The 18,448-nt window shown below is 50.6% G+C and carries 16 protein-coding genes; 11 read left to right on the top strand and 5 right to left on the bottom strand.

Translation table 11 applies throughout. From position 1 onward, the window contains the following. The 5 genes from NYE29_RS04825 to NYE29_RS04805 all read left to right on the top strand — a co-directional run bounded on the left by NYE29_RS04825 (position 1) and on the right by NYE29_RS04805 (position 5,473). Complete coding sequence (locus NYE29_RS04825) at positions 1-303, top strand: DUF4430 domain-containing protein (protein WP_179091725.1); 303 nt, start codon at positions 1-3, stop codon at positions 301-303. Then, complete coding sequence (locus NYE29_RS04820) at positions 300-1,244, top strand: energy-coupling factor transporter transmembrane component T (protein WP_052091827.1); 945 nt, start codon at positions 300-302, stop codon at positions 1,242-1,244. The genes NYE29_RS04825 and NYE29_RS04820 overlap by 4 nt, the downstream gene beginning before the upstream one ends. After that, positions 1,160-2,905 (top strand): ABC transporter ATP-binding protein, encoded by a 1,746-nt coding sequence (locus tag NYE29_RS04815; protein ID WP_340894649.1) that lies wholly within the window; start codon positions 1,160-1,162, stop codon positions 2,903-2,905. The genes NYE29_RS04820 and NYE29_RS04815 overlap by 85 nt, the downstream gene beginning before the upstream one ends. Beyond that, positions 2,878-3,564 carry an ECF transporter S component gene (locus tag NYE29_RS04810; RefSeq protein ID WP_038586381.1) on the top strand — a complete coding sequence of 229 codons (687 nt, stop codon included), beginning with the start codon at positions 2,878-2,880 and terminating at the stop codon, positions 3,562-3,564. The genes NYE29_RS04815 and NYE29_RS04810 overlap by 28 nt, the downstream gene beginning before the upstream one ends. A 199-nt stretch (positions 3,565-3,763) precedes the next feature. After that, positions 3,764-5,473, top strand: a complete 1,710-nt coding sequence (locus NYE29_RS04805; RefSeq protein WP_340894648.1) for a methyl-accepting chemotaxis protein — start codon at positions 3,764-3,766, stop codon at positions 5,471-5,473. Positions 5,474-5,720: 247 nt separating this feature from the next. Here the strand turns inward: NYE29_RS04805 and qoxD are convergent, their stop codons facing one another. The 4 genes from qoxD to qoxA are packed head-to-tail and all read right to left on the bottom strand — an operon-like array spanning position 5,721 to position 9,612. Then, positions 5,721-6,014: a cytochrome aa3 quinol oxidase subunit IV gene (qoxD, locus tag NYE29_RS04800; protein WP_081965692.1), complete on the bottom strand. Its 294-nt coding sequence runs from the start codon at positions 6,012-6,014 to the stop codon at positions 5,721-5,723. A gap of 1 nt (position 6,015) precedes the next feature. Continuing rightward, the gene (gene qoxC, locus NYE29_RS04795; protein WP_076110317.1) at positions 6,016-6,612 is read right to left on the bottom strand and encodes a cytochrome aa3 quinol oxidase subunit III; all 597 of its coding nucleotides are present in this window, start codon (positions 6,610-6,612) and stop codon (positions 6,016-6,018) included. Then, a complete protein-coding gene (qoxB, locus tag NYE29_RS04790) occupies positions 6,609-8,552 on the bottom strand; it encodes a cytochrome aa3 quinol oxidase subunit I (RefSeq protein WP_038586390.1) in 1,944 nt (647 codons plus the stop codon). Before qoxB ends, qoxC begins: the two co-directional genes overlap by 4 nt. A 43-nt stretch (positions 8,553-8,595) precedes the next feature. Further along, on the bottom strand, positions 8,596-9,612 hold the full coding sequence (gene qoxA, locus NYE29_RS04785) for a cytochrome aa3 quinol oxidase subunit II (RefSeq protein WP_076110316.1): 1,017 nt from the start codon (positions 9,610-9,612) through the stop codon (positions 8,596-8,598). A 505-nt stretch (positions 9,613-10,117) separates the two neighbouring features. Here qoxA and NYE29_RS04780 point away from each other — a divergent pair. Then, a complete protein-coding gene (locus NYE29_RS04780) occupies positions 10,118-11,248 on the top strand; it encodes a polysaccharide deacetylase (RefSeq protein ID WP_076110315.1) in 1,131 nt (376 codons plus the stop codon). A 114-nt stretch (positions 11,249-11,362) separates the two neighbouring features. Here NYE29_RS04780 and NYE29_RS04775 read toward each other — a convergent pair whose 3' ends face one another. After that, complete coding sequence (locus tag NYE29_RS04775) at positions 11,363-11,980, bottom strand: TetR/AcrR family transcriptional regulator (protein ID WP_340894646.1); 618 nt, start codon at positions 11,978-11,980, stop codon at positions 11,363-11,365. Between the two features lie 151 nt (positions 11,981-12,131). On the opposite strand from NYE29_RS04775, the gene NYE29_RS04770 reads away from it, so the two are divergent. The 5 genes from NYE29_RS04770 to NYE29_RS04750 all read left to right on the top strand — a co-directional run bounded on the left by NYE29_RS04770 (position 12,132) and on the right by NYE29_RS04750 (position 18,442). Continuing rightward, a complete protein-coding gene (locus tag NYE29_RS04770; RefSeq protein WP_340894645.1) occupies positions 12,132-13,808 on the top strand; it encodes an MFS transporter in 1,677 nt (558 codons plus the stop codon). A gap of 196 nt (positions 13,809-14,004) precedes the next feature. Then, positions 14,005-14,391, top strand: coding sequence for a GntR family transcriptional regulator (locus NYE29_RS04765; protein WP_340894644.1), 387 nt, complete (start codon positions 14,005-14,007; stop codon positions 14,389-14,391). After that, positions 14,384-15,286, top strand: a complete 903-nt coding sequence (locus NYE29_RS04760) for an ABC transporter ATP-binding protein (protein ID WP_340894643.1) — start codon at positions 14,384-14,386, stop codon at positions 15,284-15,286. Before NYE29_RS04765 ends, NYE29_RS04760 begins: the two co-directional genes overlap by 8 nt. After that, positions 15,240-17,285, top strand: a complete 2,046-nt coding sequence (locus NYE29_RS04755) for a DUF6449 domain-containing protein (protein ID WP_340894642.1) — start codon at positions 15,240-15,242, stop codon at positions 17,283-17,285. The genes NYE29_RS04760 and NYE29_RS04755 overlap by 47 nt, the downstream gene beginning before the upstream one ends. A 329-nt stretch (positions 17,286-17,614) precedes the next feature. After that, positions 17,615-18,442 carry a nucleotidyltransferase domain-containing protein gene (locus tag NYE29_RS04750; protein ID WP_340894640.1) on the top strand — a complete coding sequence of 276 codons (828 nt, stop codon included), beginning with the start codon at positions 17,615-17,617 and terminating at the stop codon, positions 18,440-18,442. Positions 18,443-18,448 lie beyond the last annotated feature (6 nt).

Raw genomic sequence — 18,448 nt, 5'->3', positions numbered from 1 at the left:
GTGATTTTGGCTCCGGCAGCCTTTGAAATTGAGAAGGGCGAAAGTGCGCTGGAGCTGTTGAAACGGATTACCCGCAAGAACAAAATACAGATGGAATACCAGGGCTCCAAGGGTTTCGCCTATGTGGAAGGAATAGACAATCTGTATGAATTCGACCATGGGGCAGAGAGCGGCTGGATGTACAAGGTGAACGGGGAGTTTCCGGGCAAAGGTGCCGGAAGCTATACTGTACAGCCCGGGGATGCTATTGAGTGGCTGTACACCCTGGATCTGGGCAAAGATCTGGGAGCCAAAGCGCCATGAACAGCGGCTTTCGCTCCATGCATCCTTCGGTAGCCCTGCTATACTATGCAGGGCTGCTGCTGTTCGCTGCCCTGCTGTTTCATCCGCTGTTTCTGGTAACGGAAATTGCCGGTTTACTTGGCCTTCTGCTGCTGCAGGGACAGGGACGGAAGCTGCTGCGGGGGCTGCCTTTTTACCTGTTGATGGCCGGCTCCGTGGCCGTGATTAATCCATTGTTCTCGCACCGGGGCTCGCACATCCTGTTTTATTTTATGGATCAGCCGATTACGTTGGAAGCGGTGTTCTACGGACTGATGATGATGACCGTGCTGCTGACGATTTTTATATTGTTCATTTCTTATAACTACACGGTAACGGCGGATAAATTCATGTACCTGTTCGCCGGGGCAGCGCCTAAGACGGCCCTGCTGACGTTGATGACGATCCGCTTTGTGCCTTTGTTTCAGCGGCGGCTGCGGCAAATTTCCCTGATTCAGCAGATCAGAGGCATTGATGTAAGCAAGGGAAAGCTGCGCAAAAGAATGAGGGACGGCATGACCCTGCTCAAGGTGCTTCTGACCTGGTCGCTGGAGGAGGCGCTGCAGACGGCCGATTCGATGAAAGCACGCGGCTACGGCATCCGCAAACGCAGTGTGTACGGGATTTACAGGCTTGACCGGCAGGACAAGACCGTCTTGGCTCTGCTCTCGCTCAGCGGTATAATTCCGCTGTTTGGCTGGCTGCAGGGGTACGGCATCTTTGAGATATATCCGCGGATGAAACCTATGGCCTGGGGCTCAGGCGAGGCGGTCATGTATGCCGGCTTCTGCCTGTTCGTAGGAATCCCCCTCTGGCTGGAAGGAAAGGAGAAATGGTTATGGCGATCATCGCGGCGGAAGGATTTTCCTTCCGGTATCCCGATGCAGAGAGAGACACGCTCCATGAGCTCTCATTTACGATAGAGGAGGGCGAGTTCGTTGTGCTTCTCGGCCCTTCAGGCTGCGGCAAAACAACACTTCTGCGCCATCTGAAACGGGAGCTTGCTCCGGTGGGATTGAACAGCGGTTCCATCAGCTATCAAGGGAAGCCGCTGGCGGAATTGCCTGCGGAGACAGCAGCCGGGGATATCGGGATTGTATTTCAGAATCCGGATGCGCAGATTGTGATGGATACCGTATGGCATGAGCTGGCTTTTGCGATGGAAAATATGGGCTACCTGCCATCGGTCATGCGCAGCAGGCTGGCGGAAATCGCCGGGCTGTTCGGGCTGGAGCCGCTGCTGTACAAATCGGTGCATGAGCTCTCAGGTGGACAAAAGCAGCTGCTGAATCTGGCCTCCGTGCTGCTGCTTCAGCCCAAGCTGCTGCTGCTGGACGAGCCGACCTCACAGCTTGATCCTGTCGCTGCCCGCGAGTTTATCCAGACCTTGCAGCGGCTGAATGAGGAACTGTCGATGACGGTCATCATCAGCGAGCACAGGCTGGAGGAGGTGCTGCCGCTGGCCGACCGGGTGCTGATGCTGGAGGATGGTGTTCTGCAGGCCCAGGACACTCCCCGCGGATTCGTGCGGGGAGCCGGGCAGGGACCGAACGCAAGTCATCAGGCCTACCTGCCGACAGCGTCGAGGTTATTCCTCGCCCTGTCACCGGAGGCCTCATCCGTTCCGCTGGAATCCATTCCGCTGACGGTGCGTGAGGGCAAACGCTGGCTGCATTCACACGCAGCAGCAGCGCCTGCTGGAGCTACGGCTACCAGCGGCTCACACTCCGCTGCGGGCGTCCTTTCGCCTGTGACCGCAGGCCGTGCAACAGCATCACAAGCCGGTGCAGCTTCACGCTTCACCGGCGAAGCCAATGCCGCAGCACCCCTGCTCAGCTGCCGGGAAGTCACCTTCCGTTATGAGAAGGACGGCCCGGAGGTGCTGCGCAAGCTGACGTTGTCCCTTCACCGGGGAGAGCTGCTGGCTATCATGGGCGGGAATGGTGCGGGGAAATCGACCCTGCTGCATGTTCTGGGCGGGCTGGCGAAGCCGCAGCGCGGCAAGGTCGAGTCTGCCAAAGGGCTGAAGTCCGGACTTCTGGCCCAGAACCCGCTGCTCTATTTCAGCCATGACACGGTAGCGGAGGAACTGCGGCATATGGCCCAGTATGCAGGCATGTCTCCTGAGGAGGAGAAACGGGAGATAGAAGCCCTGCTGGATGTATTTCAGCTTCATCAAGTACTGGACAGCCATCCGCATGATATCAGCGGCGGCCAGCAGCAGAAGCTGGCGCTGGCCATGGTAATGCTGCTGAAGCCCGGCGTTCTGCTGCTGGATGAGCCGACCAAGGGGCTGGACCCCGGGGCGAAGGAAAGATTGGCAGCCTTGCTAAGGCAGCTGTTGGAGCAAGGCATAAGCATTATTATCGTGACGCATGATGTGGAGTTTGCTGCAAAATACGCAACCCGCTGCGCGATGCTGTTTGATGGAAGCATTACAGCAGAGGGAGCTCCGGCGGAGTTTTTCAGCAGCAACTATTTCTATACAACGGTGGTAAACCGCATGGTGCGGGATTTGCTGCCGCAAGCATTGACTCTTGAGGATGTGATGAGAAGATGGCAAGATTCCGGCTTCCGCTGTTAATTGCTTTAGGTGTATTTCTGGCCGGTCTGGCACTTACGTCAGCGCTGAAGGACCGTCATTATATGCTGCTCAGCCTCGTGCTGCTTGCAGCGGCATTGCTGCCGCTGTTTATCCGGCTGGAGCGGCGTCCGCTGGAATCGCGGGAGCTGGTGCTGCTGGCCGTGCTGTCGGCAATCGCTGCGGTCAGCAGGGTTCCTTTTGCCGCGTTGCCGAGTGTGAAGCCAGTGTCTGCTATTGTCATTTTATCCGCTTATGTTTTTGGGGCTGAGGCTGGCTTTATCATCGGGGCGGTAGCCGCACTTGTATCCAATATTTATTTCGGGCAAGGTCCATGGACGCCCTGGCAGATGTTTGCCTGGGGGATGGCGGGCCTGACGGCGGGCTGGCTGAGGAATACCTGGTGGATGAAGAAACGAGGCGGCCTGCTTCTCTTCGGCTTCATCTGGGGTTTTTTGTTCGGCTGGATTATGAATATCTGGTACATTATCAGCCTGCCGGATGCATTTAGCTGGGGGCTTGTGTTATCCGCATACGTCTCGAGCTTTTATTTCGATCTGGCCCATGCCCTGTCCAATGTATTTTTCCTGGCAATTCTGGCCGGTGGCTGGACCAAGGTGCTGGAGCGGTTCCGCAAGAAATACGGGCTGCTGCAGGAATGATTAGGCCGCTGATCTCATGGATTCTGTTGCGTGAAATTACATTGGAATGTTATTTCAGTCATTAAGAAGTCTGAGTGTTCTTAAATTAGGATATTTTTCTGTTTATTTCGACATTTTTCGTGATTAATCATCATTATTTCGACCTTTTTCGCCGATGAATAAGATAACACAGCAAGATACAAAAAGGCGGGAAAAGGACATGAGACATTTGAAAGTGAAATATAAAATGGCACTGCTTGTGGTAATTGTCGTTGCTATACTGATCGGTTTAGGACTAACGGGCATTACCTCCACCCAAAAAATGGCCAAGCGATCCCAAGAGACCTATAGCGGGAATTTGCAGCCGATTTACCTGGTTACGGAGCTGCGGGCCAACAACCGGTCGATTGAGTCTTTTTTGCTGGAAGCTTTGCTTACCAAGGAAACCGTCAAGAGCAAAGAACTGACCGAGGGGATTAAGCAAAACATTGCAAAAAACAATGAGTTGCTGGAGCAATTGAAATTAATTGCCTTCAAGGATACTGAAATCAGCAATAAAATCAACGAGTATATGTCGTTGCTGCCGGATTACCGGACACAGCGCGATAATATCATTCAGCTTGCCAATAAGAATCTTAATAGTGAAGGCTATCAAATTTTCTCGGGTGTGTCCTTTAGCGAGTCCAGGAAGCTGATGGTCGGTCTGCTGGATGACACAGCCCGGTTGCTTTTAGAGGATGCTTCTGAGCATAATGTGCTTACTTTAGCCGACGCTAAGACATCCTCAACTGTGAGCACGATTCTGATTACTGCCGCCTTGATTCTCTGTATTCTGATCAGTATTATAATCACCCGGCTGATTACGAAGCCGCTCAAAGAATTGCAGGGATTGATGAAGCGGGCAGAAGAGGGCGATTTGACCGTAGCTGCATCCTATACAGCCAAGGATGAAATCGGCCAGATCAACCTTTCCTTCAATTCGATGCTGGATAGTCTGAAAGTGATGATGCAAGGGGTCTCGGAAAGTGCGGAGATGCTGTCGGCCTCGTCGGAGGAAATGAGTGCCAGTGCAGAACAGACCGCACGCGCTTCGCAGATGATCGCCGAAACCTCGAATGAAATAGCCGTGGGATTTGATGTCCAGGTCGAGAACATCAGCCGCACGACAGCATCCGTGCAGAACATGACGGAGGATATTGCCGCCGTCGAGCGCAGCGGCAATGAGATGGCTGAACTGATGGCCGGGGCTGCTGTCTCGACAGACCGCGGCGCAGAAGCTGTTGAGCGGATCCTTGCACAGATGAAGGAAATTGACTCTAGTGTTGCATCGAGTCAGAGAATAGTCAGCAATCTGGGCAATCTGTCCGGGGAGATCAGTACGATTATTACAACCATTAATGCAGTCGCCACCCAGACCAATCTGCTTTCGCTGAATGCGTCAATCGAAGCGGCCAGAGCCGGGGAGCATGGCCGGGGCTTCGCTGTTGTTGCCGGAGAGATCCGCAAGCTGGCAGAGGCTACAGGAAGCAGCTCGCTGCAGATTACCGGAATCATAACTGACATTCAGCAGCAAACCGCCAGTGCGGTAGATTCAATGGCACTTGGAACACAACTGGTATCAGAGGGTCTTGCGCAGAGTGAAGTGGTCTCGCAGGCGTTTGAGGAAATACAGCATTCAATTAATGATGCCGTCCGGCAGACGGAAGGCATCAGAGAGGCTGTCGGGCATGTCTCACAGGAATCGCAGGCCGTATCACAGGCCATGGAACACGCCAATGAGATTTCCCGCAAAGGCGCGGGGGAAGTGCAGGATACAAGCGCTGCCAGTGAGGAACAATTGTCTGCGATGGGGGAAATGTCGCTTTCTGCCCAGTATCTTGCCACACTTGCCGAGGACCTGCAGAAGGAACTGGCCAAGTTCAAACTCTAAATACAGAGCTGCAGCAGCAGATATAGGCTACATATGGAGAGACCACCGGAACTTTCACGTTCCGGTGGCCTCTCCTTTTATATATGGCGGCATGTTCATTTCTTCGCCGGAATCACTCACCAGCGCTAACTGAAAGACATCTGAGATTGCGATTAATGTTTTGAACATCCAGCAAAACAAAAAAAAGGCCCGCCCCGGATCGGATGACCGGAGTGGACCTGAATGTGTTGTCCAGCTTATCTTGTTCTTAAGCGTACCAGCCCCATACGAAGATGAACAGGGTTCCGAAGATGGTAACCAATCCGACGAACAAAGCGTAAGCGATATTGATATAAAGCTCTTTCTTGGTATCTGCGGATTCCCCGATGTGCATGAATACGAAGAGCTGCAGAGAAGCCTGGATAAGGGCTGTAATCAGCAGAACCGCCATATTTGCCCCATCGGACAGATCACCATAGATGACAACCAGCGCAGCGGCAGAAAGGACCAGAGAGGCCAGATAACCCATCACATGGCGAATTGGGAACAGTTGCTTCATCATGTCACATCAGTCCTTTCAGGTAGACGAAGCTGAAGATAAAGATCCAGACAACGTCCAGGAAATGCCAGAACAGCGAGAAGATAAAGGCTTTATTGGCGGTAGCCGGATTAATGCCCTGACGCCAGATCTGGATCATAATCGCTGCGCCCCACAGGAAGCCGAAGCTGACGTGGGCACCGTGCGTGCCGAGCAATACGAAGAGACTGGATAGGAATCCACTGGTTTGCAGTGTAGCCCCTTCATGAACATAGGTGAAGAACTCATCAATTTCTATGCCGATAAAGCCGAGGCCCATCAGCAGTGTGATTGCCATAAAGACCATCATGGCCTTCTTGTAGCCGTGACGCATAGCATGGATCGCAAGCCCGATCGTGAACGAACTCGATAGGAGCAGGAAGGTTTCAATCAGCACCGGGCCGATTTCAAACAGCTCGCTTCCGCTTGGTCCGCTGGCGAAACGGTCGACCATTACTAAATAAACGGTGAATAAAGTGGCGAAGAGCGGAATTTCAGCTCCGAGAAATACCCAGAAACCGAAAATCTTGTTGCTGTTCTCCTCTGTTGAATATTCCAGCGGCTTGGACGCATCTATTTTCATACAGTCTCACCCCGCAGTTTCTTTTCAGTAGCAATAACTTCTTCAGCTGAAACGTAGAAGCCGTGATCCCGGTCAAAGGACATGGCAGCCAGCATGATGATGATGCCTATTCCGGCCACGATGGCAGGAATCCACATGCTGAATACTAGGAAGAAGCCCAGGAAGAAGAAGATTACACCCAGGATAAATGGCTTCCCGGTATTGTTTGGTAAATGGATTTTAGTGATTTTATCTTCAAAGAGCGGAATATTATCCTGCTTCGCGGACCAGAAGGCATCACGCGTCTGAACTTTTGGCACAATTGCAAAGTTATAAGCAGGAATCGGACTTGGTGTAGCCCATTCCAGTGTACGGCCATCCCATGGATCGCTTGTTGTGTCTCTTGGCATGTAGCGTGTGCTCCAGTAGATGTTGTAGACCAGAATAACAAATCCGATCGCCAGGCCGACAGCACCGGCGAAGGAGAGCATATTCAGCGGACCAAAGCCGGTCTCTTCTGAGTAGGTGTACATCCGACGGGTCATACCCATTAGTCCCAGGAAGAACAGTGGGAAGAAGGTGACATTGAAGGATATAATAATCCACCAGAAGGCATGTTTGCCCAGACGTTCATTCAGGCGGAAGCCGAATACTTTAGGGAACCAGTAATGGAACCCGGCGATAACGGCGAACACGGCGCCCGGAATCAGCACGTAGTGGAAATGCGCAACCAGGAACATCGTATTATGATACTGATAATCGGCACTGGCCATCGCCAGCATAACGCCGGTAACCCCGCCGATAGTGAAGATCGGGATAAAAGCCAATGTGTACAGCATCGGGGTCGTAAAGGTTATTCGCCCTTTTCGGAGGGTGAACAGCCAGTTGAATATCTTAACCCCGGTAGGCACAGCTATCGCCATAGTTGTTATGGAGAAGAAGCTGTTGACCATAACCCCTTGGCCCATGGTATAGAAATGGTGAGCCCATACCAGGAAGGACAGCAGGGAGATAAGCAGCATACTGACGACCATGGAAGTGTAGCCGTACAAATTCTTTTTGGAGAAGGTGGCGATAATTTCGCTGTAAATACCGAATGCCGGCAAAATAACGATATATACCTCCGGATGTCCCCACACCCAGAACAGGTTGGCCCAGAGCATATCCATCCCGCCGTTAGCCATCGTGAAGAATTGAGAGCCAAACAGCCGGTCGAACATCATCAGGGCAAGTGCCACAGTCAGCACAGGGAAGGCAAATACGATAATAATGTTCGTAATCAGTACGGACCAGGTGAACATTGGCATCTTCATCAGCGTCATGCCTGGTGCACGCATTTTAAGAATCGTCACGATGAAGTTAACGCCTGTGATCAGTGTCCCGATACCGGAAATCTGCAGCGCCAGGGAGTAATAGTTATTACCGACCGTAGGGCTGAATTCCAGACTCGCTAGCGGGAAGTAAGCCGACCACCCGGCATCCGGCGAGCCGCCGATTACGAACGAAATGTTAAGCAGCATAGCTCCCATGAAGAAGAGCCAGAAGCTGACCGCGTTCAGCCGCGGAAAGGCCACATCTCGCGCGCCGATCTGCAGTGGGATAATCACGTTCATTAAACCGATGATAAACGGCATGGCCATGAACAGAATCATGATCAGACCATGGGTGGTAAAGACCTCGTTATAATGCTGGGCATCGAGGAATTTCATTTCCGGCGCTGCCGTTTGCAGACGCATCATCATGGCGTCAACACCGCCGCGGAACAGCATAAGCAGTGCGGCCAGGATATACATAACCCCGATCTTCTTATGGTCTACAGTTGTAAGCCATTCGCGCCAGAGGTATCCCCATTTCTTGAAATAGGTAAGCCCAACGAGAATCCCGATGGTCGCAAGAGCGATACTGATCATTGCTCCATATATCAGGGGTTCGCCGTGAACCTTAAATTTGTCTAAATCCATTAGGGTAGCTCCTTTCAGGTTGTTACATTAAACTGTGAACGAGTTAGTGGCCCTCGTGTGTGTGTTCTTCTACAGGTGAGCTTGGAAGCGGCTCATTCACCTCAGGGTTGGGCTCGCTGTCAAATTCGGTCTGGCTGGACGGTTCAGGAGAAGGGTGGATGTCCTTGTTATCCTGATGATCCATATTTCCGTTATCTATATCCATTTCCGTACCATCGCCGCTCATATGCTCGCTATGGTCTCCCGGCGGCGGGCTGAACTCCAAATGGGTGGAGGAATAGGTTTTGCGTCCAAGATGTTCGGCAGCCAGCAGGCCTTTGAAATCATCCTCCGTAAGCTTAGGCGCGGTATCCTTAACCTCTTTGACCCATTCGGCATATTCTTTGTCGCTCATCACAAGCGCCTCGAATTCCATGTGGGCGAAGCCTTTACCGCTAAAGTTCGAGTTCTTGCCGATAAATGAACCTGCGGTGTCGGCGGAGAGATTAAGTTTTGTAAGCATGTCGCTCATCGCGTACTTCTGTCCGGCAAGCTGTGGAATCCAGAAGCTGGTGATGGTGCCGAAAGAGTACAGTCTGAACTCTACCGCACGGTGAATCGGGAAATTGACGTAGTTTACGGTTTCAATTCCCTCCTCAGGATAGCTGAAATGCCATTTCCAGTTGGAGGAAGAGGCGTAAATAACCAAAGGCTTCTGGTCCTTGTATTCCTCCGCGACATTCTCAACCGCATGGGTTGATTTTACAGTCACTACTGACAAAAAGGTTACGATGATAATCGGGATAATAATCCAGATGGCTTCGAGAACCTTGTTGCCCTCCTCATGTTCTGGAATGTAACCTTCGTTGCTTTTTTTCGCCCGGTATTTCACCAGTACGAATATATATAAGATGTAGACAACTGCCAGGACCCCGATCATCACCAGAATGGACAGGATGATGGTGTCAGATAAAGTGCGTGCGGCCGGACCCTTCGGATTCAGAACGGTGAGCGAACTGCATCCCGGCAGAAGAAGGATTAGGCTGAGGAACAAAGCGTATAACGGACCCTTTTTTTTCATATAGAACTCCTTCCTTCAATACTTCTTTTCATTGCCGTTCATTAGCCAATAAACATTAACCTGTATCTATAGTAAGAACTACTTACCCATAATGCAAAATACATATTTTAACATTAAATCCACATAAGGCCTTAATAATGGCGAACAAGTTAAATATGTGTGATCGAATTGTTACAAATGTCGTAAGGTATGACAAAGATCACTGTAGTGGTGCGGTTTAAGGTAATTTTAAGGTTGTTCAAATTTTGTTCACTTTTTCACAAATGTTACTAATTTCGTCACAATTAATTTTAGCAATAAAGCCTGATTTTAACCGCTTTTTGCGGCCGCGACAGCTTTCGACGATTGTTGCGATTTTTTGATAAATATTAAGAATATGTCTTTTGTCACTGTGAAAAAGTAACAAGATATTCTTTGGGCGGTTACAATCTCTCAAATTCAAATCTATCTATGTGTGATAAAGTATAGATAAATATACATAGATAGGAGATTACTGCTTGTGCGAATGAAAAAAACAATGCTGTTATTCATGTCTTTATTCTTATGTTTTGGTATTCTACAGAACACGGCAATCGCAGCCGGAACGAATGCCTCATTACGTCTTGGTGTGAACGACACACTGACGGAAATAGAAGCTGTTTCTGTAAAAGGTAACTATTATGTTCCAGTACGCGCTTTGGCACAGAAGCTGAAGTGGAACATTTCCATGCTTCAGGACGGGGTTCAGATCGCCGGAGGCGGCAAATCCCTTTTACTGCTCAAAAATGACGGAGGCGCCAAACTCCAGAATGATACCATTGTTCCAATAAGTACCTTTGTGCAGAATGGATCGCTGATGGTTCCGCTGCGGATAAGTACTTATCTTGGGTATATGATAACCTTTGAGCCGGATAAATATTTACTAAGAGTGCGGGATACATCGGCGGCTTTGGATGATGCGGCGTTCGTAAGCCAATTCAAGAGCGAATTAAAGCCGATTGTCAGCGCAAAGCCGGCTCCGGAGACAACCCCGGGCAAGCAAGGGAGGATAGTGTATCTTACCTTTGACGACGGACCGTCGGCAACGACTTCGCAACTGCTGGATATTCTGGGCGAAAATGAGGTAAAGGCGACCTTTTTTATGCTTGGACCCAATATGAACCGGTATCCATCGGCAGTGAAACGAATTGAAGAGGAAAGCCACGGACTCGCACTCCACGGCATGACTCACCGCAAAGAGAAGTTTTATGCTTCTCCGGGTGCAGCACTTGCCGAAATGTCAGCTGATAATGCAGTGCTGAAGAAGATCACCGGCTCCAGCACAACACTGATCCGTCCGCCGTACGGAAGTAAACCTTATTTCACTAAATCCTTCAGGGACAGAGTGCTGAGCCAGGGTTTCCATCTGTGGGATTGGAATGTGGACTCGAACGACTGGAAATACAAGGAGAACAGCGCCAGGATCTATAATACGGTTATGGAACAGGTCCATAAACTGCAAAAGTCCAACAGCAATCCTGTTATCCTGATGCATGATCAGAAAGCTACACTGAAAGTGCTGCCGGACGTACTCAAAACACTGAAGAAGGAAGGCTATACCTTTGAGATTATTACGAAGGATATGGAGCCGCTGAATTTCTGGAAGGATAAGCGCTGACAGACGCACTTCGGCAAGGGCAAGGCATAGCATAATATTTCAATAGAGGCGGCTTGAACAGATTATCGGTGATCTGCTCAAGCCGCCTCTTTGCGCTGTGTGTTTGAGGTGTGGTTATACGTACAAATACTCGACAAGCATCTTGACAAGCTCGGACTTTATTCTGTCTGTTCCAATACGATGGGAGGAAAAGGCGATGACATCCACTATGGCACTGATGGATTCGAATACGAGGAAGGCAGCGGCTTCCAAATCAGTGATCTTAAGCTCATCCTTACCCATTTGCAGATACTGGAGCGTTAGGACACGACCGACCTCATACTGTGCGTCCATCAGCTCTTTGATACCCTCGTCGCTGAGATACATAATAGACAGTTCCTTATGGAATCCGGTATAGACCTCGTGCGAGAGGATGAGGCTGTCTACCAGATGGCTCAGCAGTGCATGCTTGTCAGGGCTCTGAATGTTAATCTCGGACATGTAGGCTTCTATCCTTGCCAGCAGCGCTTCACTGTAATTCTTAAGCACATCAATAAATACCGCCCGTTTATCTATGAAATAGGAATAGAAGCTGCCGGTGGAAACACCCGCTGCTGCAGCAATCTGCTTCGTATTGGTCTGATGGTAGCCCTTCTCCGAGAAAAGCCTCATGGCGGCTTGAACGATGGCTTCCTTGGTCTTGATGCTGCGGTCCTGCCGCGGTGTTCTTGTCTTGTCTTCCATTTCACTCATGGTTAAAGCCCCCTTATAACCGATTGTAGAGGAGCAGTATTTGACTGTCAATAAAAGATGAACCAAAGTTCAAATTTGTTATTGACAAACATGAACTGTAGTTCATATAATTCGAACATGAACAAAAGTTCACATATAAGGAGAGATGAAATTGAGCATCAGAATGCGTAGGGCTTTTTCTTTTACGGCAATTGTTCTGGGTTTCTTCATGGCGCTGCTGGATACGACGATTATAAATATTGCCTTGCCTGAAATGACGAGGCAATTTGGCGGCAGCGTATCGCAAATTTCGTGGGTGATGAATGGTTATAACCTGGCGTTTGCTGTATTTATTCTCACGGCTTCAAGACTGGCTGATCAATTCGGACGGAAGAAAATATTTATCACCGGTGTGGTGCTGTTTACTTTGACCTCGCTGCTCGCGGGCTTTGCTTCTTCACTTGGGATGCTCATTGGATTAAGAGTCCTTCAAGGACTTGCGGGGGCCATCATTGTTCCGGTTACCATTCCGCTGACAACCACAACCTTTCCAAAGGAGATGCATGGCTTGATCATCGGCATATGGGGGGCCGTTTCAGGCGTTGCGGCTGCGAGCGGGCCGGCACTTGGCGGGATTATTACGCAAAATCTGAACTGGCAATGGATCTTTTTTGTCAATGTGCCGCTGGGGGTGCTGAGCGTGGTGCTTACTTGTCTGTTTATACAGGAATCCAGAGATGACACCGCAGGCCGATCCATTGATTATGGCGGAACATTGGGAATAACCGGGGCGATGTTTTTTATTACCTATGCGCTGATTAAAGTTCAGGACTATGGCTGGAACTCCCGGATGACGCTGCTACTGCTGGCTGCAGGGGTTCTGTTTCTCGTCTTCTTTTTCCTCACACAGTGGAAAGGGAAGGAGCCGATGCTCCCGTTGTCGCTGCTGAGAATTCCCCCGTTCAACGGTGCAACGTTGACTATGCTTTTTGTTGGTGCGGGGCTGATGAATATCTCACTGCTGACCTCTTTCTTCCTGACCCGGATGATGGGGATGACCGAACTGCGGGCTGGACTTGTACTTTCCATGATCGCGGTGGGCTCGATCGTCAGTTCAGCCCTTTCCGGGCCGTTATCCAATAAATACGGCAGCCAGCTGTTTGGGGCGGTTGGAATGATTATGATGGCCGGAGCCATGTATTCATTAAGCGGACTGCATGCAGACTCAACGCTTCCGGAAGTGTTGATCCGTCTGGTTGTGGCCGGTATCGGCACCGGGTTCACCATGGCACCGGTGATGTCTTCAGCCGTACGCAACGTGCCTGAAGAGAAGGTGGGGATCTCATCGGGGATTACGAATATGGCAAAGTCACTGGGGGGTGTGATCGGGGTGGCTATTATCGTTACTGTGCTGCAGCAAAATACCAGCGACGGGCTGAATGCGGCTTCTGTCCGCGCAGTGAAGGCGGTGGAGAAGGATGCTGTGCTCCAGCCCTTTCTCAAAACAGTGATTGCTGATGCGGCGGGTTCATTGGCAAATGTGGAAAGCTCACCGGCTGAAACCTCCGAGAAGGTATTGAAGGAGGCCGAACTTGCTGCTGCCGGGCTTGGCCCTTCGGATCAGCAGGCATTTGCCGCTGACCGGAGCCGGCAAATCCAGGAGATGGAGCTCGTCCTGACGCGTGCAGGAGAAGACATGAAGCATGAAGCTGAACAGGCATACAGCAGAACTTACGTTTTAGCCAGCCTCATTATGCTTCCGGGTGTTGTATTCGCGCTGTTCAGCGACAAACGCCGGAAACGGAAGGGGGCCGGGGTTCCTGGGGAACTTACTTTGCCGCAGCAATAGTGATCTCCGTGTATATCGTGCATATATAGAAGAAAGACCCTTGGGGCTTTATAAGATTAGGTCAGCCGGTAATTTCTGGTTGGCCTAATTTAATTTGTTTTGAGGTTGACATGTATATCCAACTGTACTAATAATAGTAGTACAGTTAATACACCTAGACACAGTTTGTGATACAACATCAGAAAGGAGAACTGTCATGTTCGAATTGGATGTCCGCAGCCGCAAGCCGATTTATGAGCAGCTGACCGGCAAGATCAAAGAAATGATTATGCATGGTATTTTGCGGGCAGATGAACAGCTTCCCTCGGTGAGAATCTTATCCTCGCAGCTCACCGTAAATCCGAATACGATTCAGAAAGCCTACCGGGAGCTGGAGCGGGAAGGCTACATCTATTCCTTGCAGGGCAAGGGGAGTTTCGTGGCTCCGCTTCAGCAGGGGCTGAACGAGAGCAAGAGGGCGGAAGTGCGGAATGAGCTGCTGCGCCTGATGGCAGCAGCCGTCTACCTCGGATTTACCGAAAGCGAGATAGGTGCGCTGTACCGCCAGGTGCTGGATCAGAGAGAGGGGGAGAAACATGATTGAAATTCGCGGCGTCAGCAAAATTTTTCAGGGAGAAAAAGCGGTTGACGGCATTTCGCTGACTGTACATAAAGGAGCAATTTACGGACTGCTCGGATCGAACGGTGCGGGTAAAACAACACTGCTGAAGACGCTCGCCGGTATTTACCGGCCGGAAGAGGGCACGGTTAAGTTTGAAGGGAAGCCGGTCTTTGAAAACCCCGAGGTGAAGCAAAGGATCATTTTCATGCCGGACAGTCCTTATTTCTTCCCGCAGGCATCAATCAAGAGCATGGCCGCCTTTTACCGCTCTATTTATCCGGGGTGGAATGAGGCGCACTTTCAGGAGCTTGGGAAAATGTTTCGGCTCGATACAGGCCGCAAGCTCAGCCGGTTCTCCAAGGGTATGCAGCGCCAGGCGTCCTTCTGGCTCGCCCTAAGCTGCTCCCCGGATGTGCTTATCATGGATGAGCCGATCGACGGGCTTGACCCGGTCATGCGGCGGCAGATCAAGAATCTGCTGTTCCAGGAGGTGGCCGAACGGGGGATGACCGTCATCATCTCCTCACATAACCTGCGGGAAATTGAAGATCTATGCGATCATGTCGGCATTATGCACGGCGGCAAAATGCTGGTGGAGAAGGATCTGGACGATCTCAAAGCGGACACGCATAAAGTGCAGGTGGCGTTCCGGGATGAACGGCATGCATCGGTACTGACAGCTAAGCTGCAGATTCTTCATCAGGAACAGCGTGGCAGCGTTAATCTCTATATTGTAAAAGGGGACCGCGAGCGGATCGGGCAGGCTTTTCGGGTGTACGATCCGTATGTACTGGATCTATTGCCCCTGACACTTGAGGAAATCTTTATATATGAAATGGGGGATGCCGATTATGACGCGCAGCCGATTCTTCTTTAACAGCAGCGTAATCCGCCAAAACTTGCGCCAGCATGGCTGGATCGGAATTATATACACGCTAGGTCTGATGTTCTTTCTTCCGCTCCAGATGTTCTTGAGCGGCAATCCGAATGCGGAGCCTGAGAAAGCCGAGAGTTTGTTCGGTATCGGCGGTGATATGCAAGTGTTCTTTATCGCTACGATTCCAGTGGTAGCCGGTCTATTCCTTTTCCGTTTTCTGCAGTCTAAGCCTTCATCGGATCTGTGGCACAGCCTGCCGCTTCGCCGGGAGCACTTACTTGCTGCCCATGCATGGAGCGGCCTGATTCTATTGCTTCTTCCGGTCTGGCTGACTGCTGCAGTTACCGCAATCGTGGCACCGCTGGACGGCAATATGTACATTTACCAAGGAGCGGAAGTCTGGGAGTGGTGCCTGACAGTTACCATCCTCACCTTGTTTCTGTTCGTTTTCACTGCCTTCGTTGGAATATGTACAGGCCAAACTATTCTCCAGGGGGTTGTTGTTTATATCCTGCTCGTTCTTCCCTCCGCGCTGTTAATGCTGACTGGGATGCATCTTAATAGGTATTTGTACGGGTATTCAGGCGGTTATAATGATGAGTATAGAATGGTCAATTGGTCGCCGGTTCTGCAGATTGTGAGACTCAGCAATGCATACGATAAGGTCAGTACAGGAGAGAAATGGATATATTTCGTGATCACTCTCTTAGTAGTTATGCTGTCCTTTGTGCTTTACCGCAAACGGCATAGCGAAAAGGCTGGGCAGGCGATTGCCTTCACCTATTTCAATCCGTTGTTCAAAGCAGGGGTGATGTTCTGCACCATGCTGGTTTCCGTGTCTTATTTCGGCAATGTGAAGCCGCAGCAGACAGGCTGGCTTATTGGCGGCTGTATTGCCGGAGCACTCATCGGCTATGTTGTAGCTGAAATGATCATTCGCAAGACATGGCAGATCATGACCCGCAGGGTATTCGCTGACTTCGCCGCTTATACTATCCTGCTGGGACTCCTGCTCTATGTTCCGGTCACTGGGATTACCGGCTATGAGAGCAGGGTGCCGGCAGCGGACAAGGTCACGGCGGCTTATGCCGGGAGCAATTTCTGGATGTTGACCGAACCAGGGCAAGGCCCGATGGAAGTTCAGAACCGTCCCTATGAAGAGAAGGAAGTCTTCAATGAAGACAAAAGCTATATTGAGGCTGTACGCAAGCTGCATCAGGCACTTGTCACTGTGCGGCCTGGAGAGGAAGAACGTTCTCTGGGTAATTCTATCGGCAGCAGGGAGTTCAGCTTTGCTTACCAGTTGAAGAATGGGCGGCAGCTGCTGCGGTCTTACTGGATTCCATCAGCCGGCTTTGAACCGGAGCTAAAGGCGATCATGGAGAACAAGGAGTTCAAGCGTAACGAATATATGCTTTCCCGGCTTGGCGATAATGTGGAGAGTCTGAGAATCAGCAACAAAAATAAAGCGATTTCGATCTCCGATCCTCAAGAGGTTAAAGAATTCAAGGAAATTCTGAAACGGGAGATATTGAACATGTCCTATGAAGATCAGCTGGACAACCGGGTTTCCAAGGCTTCTATCCAAACGATAGGTAAGCCGGATGAAAAGGGCTACCAGCTCTATTATGGCTATGAGTGGAAACCCTCCTATCATGAGCTTGAGGGCTGGCTGGCCGAAAAGGGATACGCGGATAAAATTCGTACCCAGGCACAGGAAGTGGAATCCATCGAAATTATAAAGGATGGGTATATTGATAAGCTTGACGCGGCAAGCAGGAATAATATTGAGCGGTATTTTGATCTGGCGCGCAGCGAAGGTCTTGCGGCGGTCACCAAGGATAAGAAGATTATCGGCGATATTCTGGGAAAAGAACGCTATTATAGCGGAAAAACCGGCGAATATGTAGTAAAGATGAAGTATAAGTACGGAGAAGTGACTTATATATCACTGAGGAAGCAAGACCTTACGCCCGCTATAAAATCACTGCTTCCTTAAGATTCTGGTTTTAGCCTCAGCGGGTTGACAGAAACTGGATGAGTGGATTATGCTTTTGGAAAATACAAGAACGGCAGGAGGTCTGGACGGATGATTGAACAAGGGAATAATCTACACTCGCATAATGCTATTACCTATCTTCCATTCATCTGTCCGCCTTGGGTTACTGTTCAGCGTTAGCAGCGTTTAGTTATTTCCGGTCAGCAGCCTGTAAGGCGGTTGCCGGGGATACTCTAACTGTGGTTCTGCTATATGATGGTGCCTGGCCATGGACGAATGGAGTCCATGGCTTTTTTGTATTTCGGCAGAGTCCGAAAGGAGAATGAAGCATGTCTGAAATTCATCAATCGATCCTCCGCGAGCTGCGTGGCATTGAGGCGGAGGAGAATGTACGCATTCTGTATGCCTGTGAGTCGGGCAGCCGCGCTTGGGGGTTTCCGTCCAAGGACAGTGATTATGACGTCCGCTTTCTGTATTTGCGCCGCCCCGAGGCGTATCTCTCGATTTTTGAGCAGCGGGATGTGATTGAACGGCCGATCAGCGAGTTGCTTGATATTAACGGCTGGGATCTGAAGAAAGGGCTGACCCTCTTCCGCAAATCCAATCCGCCGCTGCTGGAATGGCTGCAATCCCCCATCCGGTATGAGCAAAATTACACGGTGGCGGACAGTATCCGCAAGCTGTCACCGCTTAGCTTCTCGCCCAAATCCTGTATCTATCATTATCTGAACATGGCCCGGGGGAATTACCGTACCTATCTGCAAGGCAGCGAGGTCAAAATTAAGAAATATTTCTACGTTCTCCGTCCGCTGCTCGCGTGTGCCTGGATCGAGAAATACCAGGAGGTACCGCCACTGGATTTCAATGTGCTGGCCCTGGATCTGATTCCTGAAGGAACCGAGCTTAGAGAGGCTGTACAGGATCTGCTACACCGTAAAATGTCCGGCGAAGAGCTGGATCTGGAGCCGCGTCTGGAAGTCATTAACGTTTATCTGGAGCAGCAGATCGCGCATTTCGAGCTTGCAGCTTCGCAATTTGGAAGCGGGGGCGGTGTAGCGGATGCAGCCCTGGATGAACTGTTCCGGGCCGCGCTGCTGGAAGTATGGGGAGAAGACAACCGCTGGACTTCTAGCGGGGGAAATCAAAGCGAAACCTAAGGAGAG

The organism is Paenibacillus sp. FSL M7-1046 (genome assembly GCF_038007405.1).
GTDB lineage: Bacteria > Bacillota > Bacilli > Paenibacillales > Paenibacillaceae > Paenibacillus_AQ.
This window is presented reverse-complemented; position numbering and strand designations above follow the sequence as displayed.

Bases quoted from the DNA above. Each gene is read 5' to 3' on its own strand.
- NYE29_RS04775 (WP_340894646.1), bottom strand. From the start codon at position 11,980: ATGAGTGAAATGGAAGACAAGACAAGAACACCGCGGCAGGACCGCAGC.
- NYE29_RS04820 (WP_052091827.1), top strand. From the start codon at position 300: ATGAACAGCGGCTTTCGCTCCATGCATCCTTCGGTAGCCCTGCTATAC.
- NYE29_RS04815 (WP_340894649.1), top strand. From the start codon at position 1,160: ATGGCGATCATCGCGGCGGAAGGATTTTCCTTCCGGTATCCCGATGCA.
- NYE29_RS04810 (WP_038586381.1), top strand. From the start codon at position 2,878: ATGGCAAGATTCCGGCTTCCGCTGTTAATTGCTTTAGGTGTATTTCTG.
- NYE29_RS04760 (WP_340894643.1), top strand. From the start codon at position 14,384: ATGATTGAAATTCGCGGCGTCAGCAAAATTTTTCAGGGAGAAAAAGCG.
- qoxC (WP_076110317.1), bottom strand. From the start codon at position 6,612: ATGAAAATAGATGCGTCCAAGCCGCTGGAATATTCAACAGAGGAGAAC.
- NYE29_RS04750 (WP_340894640.1), top strand. From the start codon at position 17,615: ATGTCTGAAATTCATCAATCGATCCTCCGCGAGCTGCGTGGCATTGAG.
- qoxB (WP_038586390.1), bottom strand. From the start codon at position 8,552: ATGGATTTAGACAAATTTAAGGTTCACGGCGAACCCCTGATATATGGA.
- NYE29_RS04755 (WP_340894642.1), top strand. From the start codon at position 15,240: ATGAAATGGGGGATGCCGATTATGACGCGCAGCCGATTCTTCTTTAAC.
- qoxA (WP_076110316.1), bottom strand. From the start codon at position 9,612: ATGAAAAAAAAGGGTCCGTTATACGCTTTGTTCCTCAGCCTAATCCTT.
- NYE29_RS04765 (WP_340894644.1), top strand. From the start codon at position 14,005: ATGTTCGAATTGGATGTCCGCAGCCGCAAGCCGATTTATGAGCAGCTG.
- NYE29_RS04780 (WP_076110315.1), top strand. From the start codon at position 10,118: ATGAAAAAAACAATGCTGTTATTCATGTCTTTATTCTTATGTTTTGGT.
- qoxD (WP_081965692.1), bottom strand. From the start codon at position 6,014: ATGATGAAGCAACTGTTCCCAATTCGCCATGTGATGGGTTATCTGGCC.
- NYE29_RS04805 (WP_340894648.1), top strand. From the start codon at position 3,764: ATGAGACATTTGAAAGTGAAATATAAAATGGCACTGCTTGTGGTAATT.